We start from the raw sequence: 16,770 nt of genomic DNA, 5'->3' as shown, positions 1-16,770 counted from the left end.
CGGGTGAATGGCCGCCGAACTGCTGCTTAATTTCCGGCTGTAGCGGCCGGTCGGCGGCCCCGAGAGGCTAGGCCGGCTGCTCGGACTTCCGGTAGAGCCAGCTGAGCCGGGGCTCCAGCAGCCACTTGAAGAACGTGCGTGTGATGGGCATGCAGAGCACGATCGCCAGGGCGAAACAGGCGCTCGCGATGGCCGCCACTCCGAGCGGGCCGAACAGCCACGGGGCGCTCAGCCAGCCCATCTCCTTCGCGATCATCACCGGGACGCCGTGCAGGAGGTAGCAGTACAGCGTGCGCGTGCCGAGGTCGGAGAACCAGGTCTCGGATCGGGGGATCAGCGAGAGCACGGCGGCCGACATCGTGAGCGCGGCGCCGAGGAGCGCCATCCGCAGGACCATGCCCTTCCACCAGATGAGGTGGAGATCCGGGTAGCTCTGGCTGTAGTAGATCGGGCCGAGCTTCACGGAGTAGTTCTTGACCAGGTAGACGGCCACGGCGGCGGCACCGGCGATCACGAGGACCGACAGCACCCGCACCCACGCGCGGGCGAGGAACTCGAACAGGCCCGGTTTGATCACCAGTCCCAGGACGAAGAAGGGCAGGAGCCCGAAGAACCGGTCGACGCTGAAGTCGCCGGAGAGATCCGTCATCCCCGCGACCACGTAGATGATCACCGCGATCACCAGCGGGAAGCGCACGCGCTGCCAGACGGGCGTCGACAGCCGCCAGAGCAGCAGAGCGAGCAGGTACCAGTTCAGCCAGGCGGGATCGGTGATCGAGATGCTGAACTTGTGCCCGAAGGCCGTGCGGAGTCCGGCGTAGCCGATCTCGACGACGACGTAGGGGATCAGGAAGTTGTCGATGAGCTTGGTGGTCTTCGTGCTGGAGTTCCAGAAGTTCCTGGACAGGTAGCCGCTGATGGTGACGAACAGCGGCATGTGGAAGACGTAGATGAACAGATAGGCCGCGCGGGACGAGTCGGCCGCCAGGGTCGGGACGAGTGAATGGCCGGTGGCGACGAGCGCGATCAGGACGAACTTGACGTTGTCGAGGAAAGGCTCGCGCGGCCGCTTCTTGCTCTGGGGCGCGGGCTCGGGCTCCCGCTCGGGCTCCTGGCCGTCCCATCCGGGCGGTGCGGCCTGGCGGGTCCCCTGGGTGAACTCCTGGGGAAGCGGTCCCGTGGCCGTCCGGGCCGGTGCCGACGCCCACGCGGGCACGGAGAGGTCCTCGTCGGGCAGATCCCGAATGGGCCGGTCCCGCATCGGCCTGTCCCGGGTCGGCCTGTCGGTGGTCCCGGTCCCGTCGAAGGCCTGCCGGGCGCCCCCGTTGCCGTCCTGCGCCGTCCGGCTCCACGGATCCCACTGGCCGGCGGGCCCGCCGGCCTGCGTGGTATCCGGCCACTGCGGGGCCCGGGGGTCCCGGGCCGAGGCGGGGAAGGCGTGCGGCCCGGTGCCCTGGAGCGCCCACGCCCCCGACGTCTCCGGTGAGCGGGGGTCGGAACCGCCGCTCTTGGGCGAGGCGGAGGCGGCGAAGTAGTCGAACCCCTGAGCCGGCGTCTCCTGATCCGCCTGGCCGGCCGCCGCGACGGCTCCCCGCCTGCGCGGCTGCCGTACGGGCAGCGGCGGCTTGTCGATCGGAGCGGGAACATCGAAGGGCCCTGAGGCCGGACCGGTTTCGCGGCGGCCCGCCTCGAGTCCGTCCCCTCGTGGTGGCGGCCGATCGCCCGAGATGCGGCTGATCACGCCGGTGGGCCCGTCTTCGGCATCGGGGGTGACACCTGATCCCGAAGGCTGAACCGGAGATTGGTGGCGGGAGTCACTCACGAGAGAAACGCTCTGCTATCTGTCGGGGGGATCGGCGGTTGCTCATGCGGGGGCGGATCCTGGGGATCCGCGGCGCGGCCCGTATCGGACATTAGCGAAGGCGCCCTTGCGGATCAGTCGAATGGGTGAACAGGGCGCGTTCACCGGTTCTTTACCTTAACGTCCCCTAGATCGGATGTCGCGCACGAGGTGAAACATGACACATCTGACACCAGTCGACTGGAGTGGTCAAGCGAACTCGCCGGGCGGGTATGCCCGCCCGGCCGCGGCTCACCTCAGCCGGCACAGATGTTGGTCTTGGACGTCACCGCGTCGTCGCCCACCTTGAGCGGGATGCGGATGCCCTTCCAGTCGGCGCCGACGACCAACTGGAGCGTCGGGCCGCTCGCCTTGGCCTTCGGGCCCGGAGGAGGCGTGGAGGGGGTGTACTTGGTCGACGGGGCGCTCGCCGTGACCTTGCCGATCTCCGGGGTCACCTCGTTGAGCAGCTTGGCGGTGAGGATCTTGGTGGAGGCCGCGCCCGCACCCTCGTAGCGGACGAATGTCTTCGGCTGGTCGGCGCCGCCCGCCTTCGTGGCGTTGCCGATGCTCACGACCTTGAAGCCCTGTGCGGTGAGTTCGTCCGCGACCTCCTTGCCCTTGCCGCCGGTGTTGGTGCCGTTGTACACGGCCACCCTCACCTGCTGCGGCCTGGTGACGGGGGCCTCCGGCGTGCCGGTCGTCCCGGTGCCGCCGGTGGTGCCGGTGCTCGTGCCGCCGGCAGGCGCGGTGGCCTTGGCGGGGCTCGGCGTGGGGCTGGCGACCACGGTGTCACCCTTGATCGCGTTGAACAGGTTGTTCGCGGCCGGCTGCTTCCACTGCACCCGGTTGGGGTCGGGGGTGTACGCCTCCCAGGGGACCGTGGTGGCCTTGAAACCGCTCGCGCTCAGCTTCTGCGCGCTCTGTGCGATCTGCAGGATCTCGCCCGCGTTGAGCGCGTCGTCCATGGTCACCGATGCGGCGGTGGCCTTGATGAACGCGTTGAGCTTGCCGACGTCGGTGAGCATCGAGCTGCTCGTCGCCTTCTTGACGATCTGGGAGATGAAGACCTGCTGCCGCCTGATCCTGGAGATGTCGCTGCCGTCACCCAGACCGTGCCGCGCCCTCACGTAGGCGAGGGCGGTCTCGCCCTTCACCAGGTGCGTGCCCTTTTTCAGGTGGAGCTTGGCCTGGTCGTCGTTCACGTCCTGGGGCACGCAGATCGTGATCCCGTCCAGCGCGTTCACGATGTTCTTGAAGCCGGTGAAGTCGATCTTCACGTAGTGGTCGACCGGGATCCCGGTGAGCGTCTCGATGGTCCGCCGCGTGCAGATCATCCCGCCGTCGAAGAACGCGGAGTTGATCATGCCGAGGTGGGCCGGCGTGACGGCCTTGGTCTGGGTGTTGCGGCACTGGGGGATCTGCACCATGGAGTCGCGGGGGAAGCTGACCAGCGTCGCGCCGTCCCGGTTGGGTGCGACGTGCAGCAGCATGATCGTGTCCGTGCGCTCGCCGTCGTTGACGAGACCCTTGCCGTACTTCGCGTTGTCCCCGGCGCGGGTGTCCGAACCCACGAGGAGCACGTTGATCGCGCCGGTCTGGTTGACGGGACGGTTCTTGTCGAGGTCGTCCGTCGAGGCTCCGCGCTTGATGAGGCCGAAGGTGTCCCGGTAGACCTTGTAGGCGGTCAGCGTGCCGAGGACCAGGACGCTCGTGAGCACGATGCTGATCCAGCCCACGACGCCGAGGGTGCGCTTCGCGCCGTCGCCGGACTTGCCGTCCGGCGGTTCGAAGTCTCCCGTGCCGCCTGCCCCGTACCCGGTCGCGAGCGCGGGCTCCGCCGAATCGCCGCCCCGTCCACGACCGCGTGCACGGCTGGACCGGGCGCCGGCGCCGACGGACGCGAGTTCGTCCTCTTCGTCCCCGCCTCCGCGCCTGCGGCGGCGCTTGGGCGCCTCGTCCTCGTAGAGGTCGTCGTACGCGTCCCGGCCGGCGGGCACGTCGCCCGCTCTGGCATCGGAGCGCCGGCCGCGCGGGGCGTCGTGGGCGGGCTGCCCGAACGAGTCCGCGCCGAAAGAGTCCGCCCCATGGGCGTCGTCACCGAAGAAGCCCCCGTAGGAGTCGCCCCCGAACGGGTCGGCGCCGAAGCCGTTCGAGTCCTGCCCGAAGTGATCCCGGCCGCCGCGCGGGTCGCTCCAGACCCTCTGGTCGCCAGATGGGGGAGTCGGGTCGCCGGGGGAGACGCGACGGCGGTCGCTCACCGGGCCTCCTTCGCCGAGTCGACCATCGGACCGGCGGGCGAACAGTGGGAGGGACTACTGCTTCGCCTGCACACGTGTCCTCCTTGAATGGCGATCACTTTGCCGCGCTCCGAGATTAGGTCACGGAAGCACACAAGGCGCCCCGATCGGTGAGTCGTAAGCCCTGATCGCGGTGCTCCGCACCGTAATGGTGCGAGGGCCGAGCATACTAAAACCAGGACATTTCAGGGTATGCGGCAAACTCCAGGTTTACTGGGATTTCACAAAACGACCTGATCATCGCTGGTCTCGACCGGGTCGGGAGAGGTCGTACGGGCGCCGGGGAGCGCCCGGACGACGGCCAGAGCGGCGGCCAGGCAGGCGAGCGGCGCCGCGGGCAGGACGTACCGGTAGTCGAAGGCCGCCGTGGCGGCAGGCACCGCCAGCAGGGCCACCGCGGTCAGCCAGACGGCCCATGTGGCCAGGCCGTCCCCGCCTTCGATGCCAGGGGAACGCCGCGCCCCGTGACTCCGCAGGCGCAGGAGGACGGCCGCCGGCGGCACGAGCAGCAGGACGAGCAGGAGCGCCCCCGGCAGGTAGGCCACGCCCTGGTAGGCCCGCATCCACCCCGCGTACGGCTCGGCGATCGTCACCGTGAGCGGGCCCCGTTCGTACCGCTCGGCGAGGGCGGCCCCGGCCACCGCCGGGTCCCGGTCCGGAGGGGGAGGAGCGACGACGGGGAACTCATAGGACTCGTAGGTCGCCTTGTCCGGGTAGACGGGCCGGCCAAGGGTGAAGGAGCGGGCGAACTCGGTCAGCACGGAGCCCGCGAAGTCCAGCGGCCGGCTCCGGATCGCGAGCATGCCGAACCGGTTGGCGAGCGCGTCGTTCGCCTGGGAGAAGGTGATGCCGGGAAGCCGGACCAGGGGAGACGCGGCGTTCCAGATGTAGTCCGGAGGCGACGGCCGAGCCGACGGCGGCCGCGGATCGCACAGGACGGCCAGGTCAGGAGGCGGCCGCATCGTGGCGCAGTCCGCGAACATCATCGTCCGGGAGTAGAGGAACACCCCGTTCGACCCCACCAGGCCCACTCGGTGGTAGGTGGCGTAGAACCAGCCGCCGTACGCCCCGATGGGGATCAGGCCGGCCAGGAGGAACACGCCGAGCGTCCGGGGGAGCCGTCTCCAGCCCCCCTCCCGGACGCCGCGCCACACCACGTACAGCCCGAACACGGCGATCAGCGGAAGGCCGATGGTCCTGGTCAGGGTCGCCGCGGCCAGGAGTAGTCCCAGCGCGAGAGCCGTACGTGGGGAGACGGCGGGGCCGCGCGCCAGGAGGCAGGCGGCCGCGACGACGAGCAGGGTGAACAGGGAGTCGGAGACCAGCAGGTGCTCCAGCTGGATCTGATAGGCGTCGAGCAGCGCCGGGACCGTGGTCAGCGCCGCCAGCCAGGCGCGCCCTCCGGCGCGCAGGACGGTCACGTAGATCAGGACGCCGACCAGCAGGCCGAGCAGGTGCTGCACGAGAGTGACCGCGGCGAAACTGTGGAACGGCTCCAGCAGACGCAGGAACATCGAGTAACCGGCCGGGCGGACCAGGTCGGGCCGGGGGCGCATGGCCGTCACGACGTAGGTGTAGGAGTCCGGGAACCAGAGCGCGGGCCGGAAGCCGGCCATCGTCACGATCCGGAGGGCCGAGCCCAGCGCGAACACCGTGAGAAACCACCCGTGTCGCCGGGTCCACGATGTGATTCGCCCCGTCTGCGCCACCTTCACTCCCGCTGCCGGAGATCTCCCGCGTACGCTACCGGCTCCCGGGACCGGTCGTGACCTGCGTTCGCGTGGAGGACTCATGATCGGCTTGCCGTCACGAAGGGCGATCGCCGGACGGGACGGCTACGCTCACCTCATCCTGAAGAACGCTTTCGATCTCGCCCATCGGCGGACGACATGGCCGTCGGCGGGCCGGCTGCTCGCCGTCGCCTCCGCCGTGCCCGCGCTCGCCCTCAGCGGGTGGCTGGTGGCCGGGCTGCCGCTGCTGCTGCTCGGCTGGTTCAGGCCACTGCCCATGCTGATCGCCGGCGGCGCGCTGGCCGTCGCCTTCTGCTGGTTCGGCCTGCGCCGCCTGCCCGAGGTGGTGGAGTCCGCGGCATGGCCCACGGCGGCCGTCCTCGGCATCGCGGCCGCCTCGGGGATCTTCAACGGGCTCCTCCACGGCGAGCAACTGATCGTCCGGCGTGATCCCGCCACCTACGCGCAATACGCGATCTGGCTGGCGAGGCACGGCTCGCTGCCGATCCCCCTGGGCGACTTCGGCGGCTCCGACCCCGCGCTGCGGTTCGCGAGCATGGGCTTCTACGCGTGGGACGGCGGGATCGTCCCGCAGTTCATGGCCGGCCCCCCGATGATCCACGCGATCGGCTACTGGCTCGGCGGCGTCCCCGGGCTCGTGCTCGTGCCGCCGATCCTCGGAGCCCTCGCGGTGCTCACCGTCGGCGGGACCGCCGCCCGCCTCGTCGGCGCGCGCTGGGCGCCCCTGGCGGCGCTGGTCTTCGCCGTGAGCATGCCCGTCCTGTACACGTCCCGGACGACGTTCAGCGAGATCCCGTCACTGATCCTGGTGTTCGGCGCGATGAGCCTCCTGCTCGACGCCCGTTTCCGCCTCCGCGCGGGGCTCCTCGGTCTCGGATACCTCGCACCGGCCACACCCGCGGAGACGGCGCGAAGGGCGCAGCCCGCCGGCGCCCGCCTGATGGCGGCGTTCGCGGGCCTGGCGTTCGGGCTGACGGTGCTCGTGCGCATCGACGGGCTCAGGGACGTCCTGCCGGTGCTGGCCTACGCCGGACTGCTCATCGCCCTGGCCCGGCTGTCACGCGCCCGAGACGCCATGAAGGAGCGCGCGCCCGAGGGGAGGCTCGGAGCGCCCCTGCTCATCGGGCTCCTGTGCGGCGCGGGGCTGGGGTTCGCCGCCTGTTACGCCCTCGCGCGGCCCTACCTCAGCTACCTGTCCAGCTCGCTCAAGCCGCTGATCGCCATCTGTGTCGCGGTGCTCGTTCTCACCGTCGTCGCGGCGGCGCTGGCGCCCTGGATCGCGGGACGTGTGAGCGCGCTCTCCGAGGGACGGCTCGCCCGCCGGGTGCCCGACATCGCCGCGGGTCTCGTCGTGCTGGTCGTCGCGGGCCTGGCCGTACGGCCGTGGCTGCAGACCGTTCGCCGCGTCGCGATGACGCCGGAGGACGAGCTGACCGCGAACTTCATCAGTAAGACGCAGCAGGTCAATCACCTGCCGATCGATCCCACCCGGCTCTATTACGAGGACTCGCTGTACTGGGTGATCTGGTACGTCGGCGTCCCCGTCGTCGTGCTCGCCACGCTCGCCGCGGCCGTGCTCGCGCGCCGGATGGCCAGGGGGAGGGAGTTCGGCTGGCTCCTGCCTCTGGCGATCATCGGCTGGACGACGGTGACGACGCTCTGGCGGCCCGCGATCACGCCTGACCACCCGTGGGCGTCGCGGCGGCTGGTGCCGATCGTGATCCCGGGGATGATCCTGCTCGCGGTGTGGGGCCTGCGCTGGGTCCGGCGGCGGGCGCACCGCTGGGGGTACGGCTCACGCCTGCTGGTGACGGCGGGGGCGGTGTTGCTGGTCGTGCCTGCCGCGATCACCTCGATCGGCACCGCCTTCACCCCTGTGGACAGGGGAGAGGCCGCCGCCGTGGCGGGGTTGTGCGCCGCGATCCCGCCGAACGCGTCCGTGCTGATCGTCGAGCGGGCGACGGGCGACCGCATCACCCAGGTCGTCCGGGGCGAGTGCGGCGTGCCGACCGCCCGGGTGGCCTATCCCCAGGGCAGCGACGTGCCCATGCAATCCGACATCGAGCGCCTGGTGGACAAGGTCAGGCAGACGGGCCGCCTCCCCGTGCTGCTCGCCGCCGAGCCCGACCAGCTCTGGCCGTACGGGCCGCCCACGCAGGTGGTGAAACTGCGCAGCCGGCAGGACGAGCGCTCCCTCGTCGACCCGCCCGACGGCACCTGGTCGCTCACCATCGACGTCTGGATGACCATGCCCGCCTGACGCCGGCGACCCCGAGGGCGGGGCCGTACGAGTCGGAGATGTTGGGTCGCCGTTCGGCTGGGCAGAGTACCCTGACCGGACGTGACCACGCCCGAGACCTTGGAAGCGCTGTGACTGCCGCGGAGAACCCTTACGTGACGATCGTCCTGCCGTGCTACAACGAGCAGGATCACGTGGTCGACGAGGTCGAGCGCATCTGCGCGGCCATGGACGCGAGCGGTTACACCTATGAGCTCGTGGCCGTGGACGACTGCTCGAGCGACCAGACCCTCGCCCGCCTCCAGGAGGCGGCGCCGAACTACCCGAACATGCGGATCAAGGCGTTCCACCGCAACGGCGGGTCGGGCACGGTCCGCAGGATCGGCTCCCAGGAGGCCCGCGGCGAGATCGTCGTGTGGACCGACGCGGACATGACCTACCCGAACGAGCGGATCCCCGAGCTGGTCCAGATCCTCGAGAAGGATCACACCGTCGACCAGGTCGTCGGCGCCAGGACCACCGAGGAGGGGTCGCACAAGTTACTGCGGGTGCCGGCCAAGTGGTTCATCCGCAAGGTCGCCGAGCGGCTCGCCGGGCAGCGGATCCCCGACCTCAACTCGGGCCTGCGGGCGTTCCGCAAGTCGGTCGCCAAGCCGTACCTGCGGCTGCTGCCGCCCGGGTTCTCCTGCGTCACGACGATCACGCTGGCGTTCCTGTCGAACCAGCATGACGTGTACTACCTGCCGATCGAGTACGCCAAGCGGGCCGGGAAGTCGAAGTTCAGCTTCGTCTCCGACGCCTACCGCTACATCCTGCAGGTCCTGCGGATGGTCATGTACTTCAATCCGCTCAAGGTGCTCATGCCCCCGGCGCTCTGGCTGGTCGGCATCGGGCTGGTCAAGGGCGTGTACGACGTGGTGCGCTACGGCTTCTACCTGACCAGCAACACCATTGTGATCTTCCTGTCCGGCCTGCTGATCGGGTCGCTCGCGCTCCTGGCCGACCTCATCGTCCGGTCCAGGGGCGAGTAGGCGACCCGCGTCGATGAAAGTTGCGATCGTCGGTCCGACGTATCCCTACAAGGGCGGCGGCGCCCATCACACGACCGAGTTGGCCCGCCGGCTGCGCGCCGAGGGCCACGAGGTCGTGATCGAGTCGTGGAGGGCGCAGTATCCGGGCTTCCTCTATCCCGGGCAGCAGACGATCGACGCGCCCGAGGGAGAGCCGTACCCGGACACCCGGCGGGAGCTCGACTGGCGCCGCCCCGACGGGTGGATCGGCTGCGGGAGACGGCTGCGGGGCTTCGACCTCGTCGTCCTCGCCGTGCTCAGTCCGGTGCAGGTGCCCGCCTACCTCGGCATCCTGTACGGCCTGCGCCGCAAGGCCAGGGTGGTCGCGCTGTGCCACAACGTGCTGCCGCACGAGCGCAAGCCGTACGACCGGCCGCTGATGAAAGCCCTGCTCGGCAGGGTGGACGAGGTCCTCGTCCACTCCGAGGAGCAGGCCGGCATGGCCCGCGGGCTGACCTCCGTCCCCGTGCGGGTGGCCGGCCTCGCCCCGCACCTGCCCACCCGCGACATCAGGGCCTCCGGAGGGCCTGAGCCGTACGGCAGGCTGCTGTTCTTCGGCATCGTCCGGCCGTACAAGGGGCTTGATCTGCTGCTTCGCGCACTGGCGCAGATTCCGGGAGTCGGGCTGACGGTCGCGGGCGAGTTCTGGGGAGGGCTGGAGGGGACCAAGGCCCTGATCGCCGAGCTGGGGCTGGCGGACCGCGTCGACCTGCGCCCGGGGTATGTCGCGGCGCAGGACGTGCCGGGGCTGTTCGCCGAGACGGACGCCCTCGTGCTGCCCTATCGCTCCGCGACGGCCAGTCAGAACGTGTGGCTGGGTCACGAGCACGGGGTTCCGGTGATCGCCACCCGTGTCGGGGCGCTGGCGGACAACGTGAACGACGGCGTCGACGGGCTGCTCGTCGAGCCGGGCTCGGCGGGCGCGCTGGCGGAGGCGCTCAAGCGCTTCTACGAGCCGGGCACGCCCGCGCGATTGCGGAGCGGCGTCAAGGCGGTCGATCCCGACCCGTTCTGGGCCGTGTACCTCGGCACCCTCCTCGCCGCGGTCATCTGACGATCAGCTGAGGGTCATCCGACGGGCGCCTGACCGGCGGGGACGTCGGACGGGGCGCGCGTGAGCCTGTGCGAGATCACCCCCAGGGCGGCCCAGGTGACGTCGGCGAGTGTGAAAGCCACCCGTGACACCACGGCCACGACCAGGGCCCTCGGCGCGTCGAGGACCGGCGCCAGGGCGATGACCATCGCGCCCTCGCGCACACCGATGCCCGCGGGCACGACGACGGTCAGGATGCCCGTCGTCCAGGCGAGCGCGTACGCCCCGGCGGCGACCGCGTACAGGGAGAGGCCGCCCGGCCGCATGCCGCCGACCAGGACCCATAGGTGGACGCCGTAGACGAGCCAGCCGATCACGGTCCAGCCGGCGGCCCTCGCCATGACCGCCCCGCTCAGGGTCTGGTCGAGCGGTTCCTTCCTGGCGATGCGCAGAGCCAGGTTCAGCCCCCAGGTCATCACCCGGGGGTGGAGCCCGACCACGATGAGAGGGATGAGGGCCAGCAGGTACCAGCCCTCTCTGAGGATCTGGCCCGAGAGCGTGGCCGCGGCGAGGGCGAGCGCGCAGCCGAGTGAGGTCACCAGGCCGAGGGCCGTCGCGCTGAACGTGCGCCGGGGAGGGGCGCCGTGGTCGCGGGCCAGCTCGATCATCGCGGCGAACGCCCAGATCCCGCCGGGGACGTACTTGCCGAGTTGGCCGACGAACATCACCCGGGACGCCACCCCGAGCGGCAGCGGGGAGCCGAGGCCCTTCAGGATCTCGCGCCAGGCGAGGAGCATGAACCCGAGGCCCACGAGAACGGAGACGAAGCACACCCCCAGCGACCACCAGGACAGGCGGGAGACCGCCGCGGTGGTGCCCGGCCAGTTCCCGGCGAGACCGTGCGCGAGGAAGCCCAGCGCGACCAGGACCAGCAGGACTCTGGGCACGCGGCTCGACCGCAGACGTTCCAGCCGGGTGGCGGGCGGACGGCTGGTCTGCGCTGAAGACACGGGGCCCGGGGGGTGGCTCGGCATCCGCCGATGGTAGGGCGTGGAAGCTACCCGCTGGTAGGCCCAGCTCGGTCACGGGGACCGGCGCCGCGGCCTGTCGGCGGTACTGTGGGGCACCTTGACGGACGGAGGTAGCGGTGATCGACCGGTGAGCAGAGAACGCGCCGCCCAGCTGGAGTACTCCGAGTTCCAGGGCGCGATGCTCGACGAGGAGAAGCGGCGCCGCAAGGCCGCGAAGATCCTCGCCGTGCTCGCGCACTACCTGGGCAGGGACGCGGCCGAGCCCGGCAGCGTGTTGTCGGGGCTGACCGTGGCCGACATCGGTTGCTCGGCCGGATTCATCGCCGACGAGCTCGCGGCCGCGGGCGCCGGCCGGACCTTCGGCGTCGACATCGACGTCCCCGGTCTCAGGAAGGCGTCGGAGAGGTTCGGCGAGCGGGTCGAGTTCGTCTGTGCGGACGGCGGGGCCCTGCCGTTCCCCGACGGATCGGTGGACGTGCTCGTGTTCAACCACATCTACGAGCACGTGGTGGACCCCGACTCGGTGATCGCGGACATGCACCGCGTGCTGTCCGACGACGGCGTTCTCTATCTCGGGCTCGGCAATCGGCTCGGCGTGATGGAGCCGCACTACAAGCTGCCCTTCCTGTCCTACCTGCCGGCCGGCGCCGCCGACCGCTACGTGCGGGCGTTCGGGCGCGCCGACCACTACTACGAGCGTTTCCGCACGCGGGGCGGGCTGCGCCGGATGCTCTCCGCCTTCCACGTGTGGGACTACACCTTCCCGGTGCTCGCCTCGCCGGACCGGTTCGCCGGTGGAGAGCTCTTCCCCGGGGCCGTGGGCCGCGCGGCCAAGGGAGTGCTCGAGCGGGCTCCGCGGCCCGCGCTGACCGCCATGCGGCCGGTGGTCCCCACCTACCTGTGGGTGGCGACGAAGACCCAGGGCCGGCCGCTCGGCGCCGCGCTCCCGCAGCCCCCCGAGCAGGTCCGCACCCCATGAGCCGGATGAGCCGCCGCAAGGCCGTACGAGGACTGTTCCTGCTCGTCGCCCTCGGCTTCGGCGCCTGGAGCCTCGCGGGGCAGTGGGGGGCGGTCTCCGACGGCTTCGCCCGGCTGTCATGGCCCGAACTGGCAGGGGCGTTCGTCGCCGTGCTCGGGGCACTGGGCGCGGGGATGATGATGTGGCGCTCCCTGCTCGCCGAATTCGGCTCACCCCTGTCGCTCACCAGCGCGGCCAAGATCTTCTTCATCGGCCAGCTCGGCAAGTACATCCCCGGCTCGGCGGTCCACGTCATGCTCGCCCAGATGGAGATGGGCCGCGATCACGGCATCCCGCGATCCCGCAGCGCCGCGGCGTTCTTCCTGACGTATCCGATCTATCTGGCGAGCGGCCTGCTCGTGGGGGTGGTCACCCTCCCCGTGATCGGCGGCGATTCGGTCGCGCGCTACGCCTGGCTGCTGCTCCTGGTCCCCGTGCTCGTCGTGGCCCTCCATCCGGCGATCGTGAACGCGGTGATCGGCTTCGGGCTGAGGCGGCTGCGCAGGCCGCCCCTCGAACGGCCGCTGACCCGCCGCGGCATCCTCGCCGCCGTCGGGTGGGCGCTCGCCGGTTGGGCGTTGTACGGCGCCCACCTCGCGCTGATCGTCCACGGTCTCGGCGCCACCGGGACCGACGCGGTGATCCTCAGCTTCGGCGCCTTCGCGCTGGCGTGGTGTCTGGGGACCCTGGCGATCGTCTTCCCCGCCGGAGCGGGAGTCCGTGAGGTGGCGATGGTGGCCGCGCTCGCCCCGGTGCTGGACCGCGGTTCCGCCATCGCGGCGGCCCTGTGCTCCCGGCTCATCGTCTCGGTGGGCGACCTGGTGTGCGCGGGGATGGCCGGTGCGGCGGCGCGCGGTTCGGTCCCCCAAACGAGTCAACCTGCCGAAAAGCACTGATCATCACTGGCAATTCGTGTGTTAGGTGCGAATTCACCGATGATTCCGCCAGAGTGACACGGATAGGCGTGTGATATCCCTCACGGTTGCGGGGAAGCCAGCCATAGAGTGAACGCTGAAGGGTGGCCCGGGGGAAGGAGGCGCCCGTTGGCTGACGGGAGTTCCGCCCTCAGGCCCATCTCTCCGGGATGACACCCGGCTGAGAGGCAAGTCGATCAGGAGACCCCTGGTCGTGAGCCTCGCTGAGGGGAGCGATCTTCTTGAAACCCCGTGTGGTCGTCGACGCGGCGGCCGTTCCCACCGATCGTGGTGCTCTTATCCGATACGTCGACGGACTGGTCGCCGCCCTCCACCAGGCGGGCGCCGATCTCGCGGTCATCTGCCAGCGGTCCGACGCCGAGAGGTACGGCAAGCTCGCCCCCTCCGCCCGCATCCTTCCGGGACCGCCCGCCATCACCAACCGCGGCGCCCGCCTCGTCTGGGAGCAGACCAGCGTGCCCGTCCTGGCCCGCCAGCTGGGCGCCGACGTGATCCACGCCCCCTTCTACTCGATACCGCTCCGGTCCGGCCTGCCGACCGTGGCGACCGTCCACGACGCCACCTGCTTCACCGACGCCGAGCAGCACGGCACCGTCAACGCCTCCTTCTTCCGCTCCGCGACCCGTACGGCGGTCCGCCACGCGACCCGGATGATCGTGCCGTCCAAGGCCACGAGAGACGAGCTGGTCAGGGTGCTCGCGGCCGACCCCACGCGGATCGACGTCGCCTACCACGGCGTGGACCCGGCGCTGTTCCACCCGCCCACCGAGCTCGAGACCAAGCGGGTGGCCGACCGGTTCGGCATCCATGGTCACCCGTACGTCGCCTATCTCGGCGCGATCGAACCCCGCAAGAACGTCCCGAACCTGATCAGGGGCTTCGCCAGGGCCGTACGGCATCTGGACGAGCCGCCCGCGCTGGTGCTGGCGGGCGGCCCGAACTGGGACGACGAAGTGGACGCCGTGGTCGCGGAACTGCCGCCCAAGATCCGGGTCGTACGGCCGGGCTACCTGCCCTTCGCCGACCTGCCGGGCTTCCTCGGCGGCGCGCTCGTCGTCGCGTTCCCGTCCAGAGGCGAGGGGTTCGGGCTGCCGGTGCTGGAGGCGATGGCCTGCGGGGCGCCGGTGCTGACGACGCACAGGACCTCGCTGCCGGAGGTCGGAGGCGACGCCGTGGCCTACACCGAACCCGAGGCGGACGCCATCGGCGACGCGTTGCGGGCGCTCCTGGAGTCGCCGGAACGCCGGGAGGCTCTGGCGTCGGCGGGCGCCGCCCGTTCCCAGGAGTTCACCTGGCGGCTGTCGGCGGAAGCCCATCTCGTGGCATACCAGCGGGCGATCGAGAGCTAGGCTAACCTCGCGGCTGTGAGCGAGAGTTCTTTGCGGTCGCCGGAGCCCCTCGAGGCGATTCTGCTCGTAGGGGGTCAGGGGACCCGACTACGGCCATTGACGTTGCACACGCCCAAGCCGTTGCTTCCCACGGCCGGTGTCCCCTTCCTGGCGCACATGCTCGCCAAGGCGCAGGCGCACGGGGTTCGCCGGGTCGTGTTCGCCACCTCCTACCGCGCCTCGATGTTCGCCGACGCGTTCGGCGACGGGGCGGCGTTCGGGCTCGAGATCGTGTACATGACGGAGGAGACGCCGCTGGGCACCGGCGGTGCGATCCGCAACGCCGCCGAGGCGCTCACCTGCCCGCAGGACGCCCCCGTGCTGATTCTCAACGGCGACATCCTCTCGGGCCACGACATCTCGGCCCAGGTGGACTTCCACCGCTCCCGGGGGGCGGCGGTGACGCTGCATCTGACGGAGGTCGAGGACCCCTCACGGTTCGGCTGCGTGCCGACCTCTCCGGACGGCGTGGTGACCGCGTTCCTGGAGAAGACGCCCAATCCGGTGACCAACCGGATCAACGCGGGCTGCTACGTGTTCCAGCGATCGGTCATCGACCTGATTCCCCAGGGCGAGGTCGTGTCGGTGGAGCGGGAGACCTTCCCGGGCCTCATCGAGGCGGGCCAGATGGTGCTCGGTTACGCCGACGCGTCCTACTGGCTCGACGTCGGCACGCCGGCCGCGTTCGTGCAGGGCTCCGCCGACCTCGTCCAAGGCAGGCTCGAGTCTCCGGCCCTGCCTGGTGCCGCCGGCGAGTCCCTCCTGCTGGACGGGGCCGTGGTGTCACCCGAGGCGAAGGTGACGGGCGGCACGGTCGTCGGCGCCCGCGCGACGGTCGAGGCCGGAGCCAGCGTCCGCGGCAGCGTCCTGGCCGACGACTGCGTCGTGGGCTGCGGGGCCGTCGTCGTCGACTCGGTGGTCGGCGTGGGCGCCCACGTCGCGCCCGGGGCCGTCCTGCGCGGAGTGGTCGTGGGCGACGGCGCGCGGATCGGCGAGGGCAACGAACTCATGTCGGGCCTGCGCATCTGGCCGGGTGTGTCCCTGCCCGAGTGCTCGGTGCGGTTCTCGAGCGACCTCTGAGCATGCCGATCGGCGACGGGACCGCCGGGGTTCCCCACACTGCCGCCCGGCGGCATGCTGGGACGGGGGAGGCGAGGCCGATGCCGTCAGCCGGCGCAGCGACGGTGCTCAGGGAGCGCAGATGGACCCCGCCCACGACGATCGACGTCGGGCTCACGCTGTCGCCGCACCGGCGCGGGGGAGGCGATCCCGCGTGGTGCCGTACGCCTGACGGAGCGATCTGGCGGACGTCCCGCACACCCGAGGGGCCCGGCACGCTGCGAGTCGCGGACCGTCGCGGTGAGGTGCACGGACAGGCCTGGGGGCCCGGGGCGGAGTGGTTGCTGGAGACGCTTCCGCAGGCACTGGGCGCCGACGACGACGTCTCCGGATTCGCCGGGTCGCTGACCGCCACGCGGCGGGACGCCGCCGTCACGCTGGTCGCCGGTCTGGCCGCCCGGCATCCGGGGCTGCGGATCGGGCGGACGCTCCGCGTGTTCGAGGCGCTCGTGCCGGCGGTGCTGGAGCAGAAGGTCGTCGGCAGGGAGGCCTGGCGGGCGTGGCGCTGGCTCATGCGCAAGTACGGCGAGCCCGCCCCCGGGCCCGCGCCGGAGGGGATGGCGGTGATGCCGCCGCCTCAGGTGTGGCGCGCGATCCCGTCCTGGGACTGGCATCGGGCCGGGGCCGAGGCCGTGCGGGCCAGGACGATCATCAATGCCGCCCATCATGCGGAGAAGCTGGAGGCGACGGCTCTCGGCGGCCTCGATTCCGCCGAGGCGGACCGGCTGCTGCGGGCCCTTCCCGGCATCGGGGTGTGGACGTCGGCGGAGGTGCGCCAGCGGAGCCACGGAGACCCCGACGCGCCGAGCGTGGGGGACTTCCACCTGCCGGGCATGGTCGGCTGGGCGTTCACCGGCGAGAAGACCGACGACGCGGGCATGCTTGAGCTTCTCGAGCCCTTCCGGGGCCACCGTCATCGGGTCGTCAAGCTGATCGAGCTCAGCGGCCTGCGACCCCCGGCCCGCGGCCCCCGAATGGCCCCCCGCGACTACCGGTCCTTCTGACCCGAGTAAATGCTCTTGGGGGGCTGAGTAAGCCTGGCGTAC

Annotated in this window: 12 protein-coding genes; 8 read left to right on the top strand and 4 right to left on the bottom strand. The window is 71.0% G+C overall.

Going from position 1 to position 16,770, the window contains the following annotated elements; all coding sequences use genetic code 11:
• Positions 1-67: 67 nt before the first annotated feature.
• The 3 genes from Psi02_RS29905 to Psi02_RS29895 form a co-directional block, all read right to left on the bottom strand.
• Complete coding sequence (locus Psi02_RS29905) at positions 68-1,822, bottom strand: acyltransferase family protein (RefSeq protein WP_203979175.1); 1,755 nt, start codon at positions 1,820-1,822, stop codon at positions 68-70.
• A 275-nt stretch (positions 1,823-2,097) separates the two neighbouring features.
• Complete coding sequence (locus Psi02_RS29900) at positions 2,098-4,101, bottom strand: LCP family protein (protein WP_239095282.1); 2,004 nt, start codon at positions 4,099-4,101, stop codon at positions 2,098-2,100.
• A 260-nt stretch (positions 4,102-4,361) separates the two neighbouring features.
• Entirely contained in the window at positions 4,362-5,792 is a 1,431-nt protein-coding gene (locus tag Psi02_RS29895) for a phospholipid carrier-dependent glycosyltransferase (protein ID WP_239095281.1), read from the bottom strand.
• A 139-nt stretch (positions 5,793-5,931) separates the two neighbouring features.
• On the opposite strand from Psi02_RS29895, the gene Psi02_RS29890 reads away from it, so the two are divergent.
• From Psi02_RS29890 to Psi02_RS29880, 3 genes are all read left to right on the top strand, one after another.
• On the top strand, positions 5,932-8,151 hold the full coding sequence (locus Psi02_RS29890; RefSeq protein ID WP_239095280.1) for a hypothetical protein: 2,220 nt from the start codon (positions 5,932-5,934) through the stop codon (positions 8,149-8,151).
• A gap of 110 nt (positions 8,152-8,261) precedes the next feature.
• Positions 8,262-9,161, top strand: coding sequence for a glycosyltransferase family 2 protein (locus Psi02_RS29885; RefSeq protein ID WP_203979173.1), 900 nt, complete (start codon positions 8,262-8,264; stop codon positions 9,159-9,161).
• Between the two features lie 13 nt (positions 9,162-9,174).
• The gene (locus Psi02_RS29880; protein ID WP_203979172.1) at positions 9,175-10,254 is read left to right on the top strand and encodes a glycosyltransferase family 4 protein; all 1,080 of its coding nucleotides are present in this window, start codon (positions 9,175-9,177) and stop codon (positions 10,252-10,254) included.
• 14 nt (positions 10,255-10,268) lie between these two features.
• Here Psi02_RS29880 and Psi02_RS29875 read toward each other — a convergent pair whose 3' ends face one another.
• Positions 10,269-11,267: a lysylphosphatidylglycerol synthase transmembrane domain-containing protein gene (locus Psi02_RS29875; RefSeq protein ID WP_203979171.1), complete on the bottom strand. Its 999-nt coding sequence runs from the start codon at positions 11,265-11,267 to the stop codon at positions 10,269-10,271.
• A gap of 124 nt (positions 11,268-11,391) precedes the next feature.
• On the opposite strand from Psi02_RS29875, the gene Psi02_RS29870 reads away from it, so the two are divergent.
• From Psi02_RS29870 to Psi02_RS29850, 5 genes are all read left to right on the top strand, one after another.
• Entirely contained in the window at positions 11,392-12,243 is an 852-nt protein-coding gene (locus Psi02_RS29870) for a class I SAM-dependent methyltransferase (RefSeq protein ID WP_203979170.1), read from the top strand.
• A gap of 5 nt (positions 12,244-12,248) precedes the next feature.
• A complete protein-coding gene (locus Psi02_RS29865) occupies positions 12,249-13,178 on the top strand; it encodes a lysylphosphatidylglycerol synthase transmembrane domain-containing protein (protein WP_239095279.1) in 930 nt (309 codons plus the stop codon).
• Between the two features lie 260 nt (positions 13,179-13,438).
• On the top strand, positions 13,439-14,566 hold the full coding sequence (locus tag Psi02_RS29860; RefSeq protein ID WP_239095278.1) for a glycosyltransferase family 4 protein: 1,128 nt from the start codon (positions 13,439-13,441) through the stop codon (positions 14,564-14,566).
• 15 nt (positions 14,567-14,581) lie between these two features.
• Complete coding sequence (gene manB, locus Psi02_RS29855) at positions 14,582-15,685, top strand: mannose-1-phosphate guanylyltransferase (RefSeq protein WP_239095277.1); 1,104 nt, start codon at positions 14,582-14,584, stop codon at positions 15,683-15,685.
• 80 nt (positions 15,686-15,765) lie between these two features.
• Entirely contained in the window at positions 15,766-16,728 is a 963-nt protein-coding gene (locus Psi02_RS29850) for a DNA-3-methyladenine glycosylase family protein (protein ID WP_203979168.1), read from the top strand.
• Positions 16,729-16,770: the final 42 nt, after the last annotated feature.

It is taken from the genome of Planotetraspora silvatica (genome assembly GCF_016863315.1).
Lineage (GTDB): Bacteria > Actinomycetota > Actinomycetes > Streptosporangiales > Streptosporangiaceae > Planotetraspora > Planotetraspora silvatica.
This window is presented reverse-complemented; position numbering and strand designations above follow the sequence as displayed.

What these genes read in the sequence shown, in the direction of transcription:
- Psi02_RS29890 (WP_239095280.1), top strand. Translation starts at nt 5,932, where the DNA reads ATGATCGGCTTGCCGTCACGAAGGGCGATCGCCGGACGGGACGGCTAC.
- Psi02_RS29880 (WP_203979172.1), top strand. Translation starts at nt 9,175, where the DNA reads ATGAAAGTTGCGATCGTCGGTCCGACGTATCCCTACAAGGGCGGCGGC.
- Psi02_RS29875 (WP_203979171.1), bottom strand. Translation starts at nt 11,267, where the DNA reads ATGCCGAGCCACCCCCCGGGCCCCGTGTCTTCAGCGCAGACCAGCCGT.
- Psi02_RS29865 (WP_239095279.1), top strand. Translation starts at nt 12,249, where the DNA reads ATGAGCCGCCGCAAGGCCGTACGAGGACTGTTCCTGCTCGTCGCCCTC.
- Psi02_RS29850 (WP_203979168.1), top strand. Translation starts at nt 15,766, where the DNA reads ATGCCGTCAGCCGGCGCAGCGACGGTGCTCAGGGAGCGCAGATGGACC.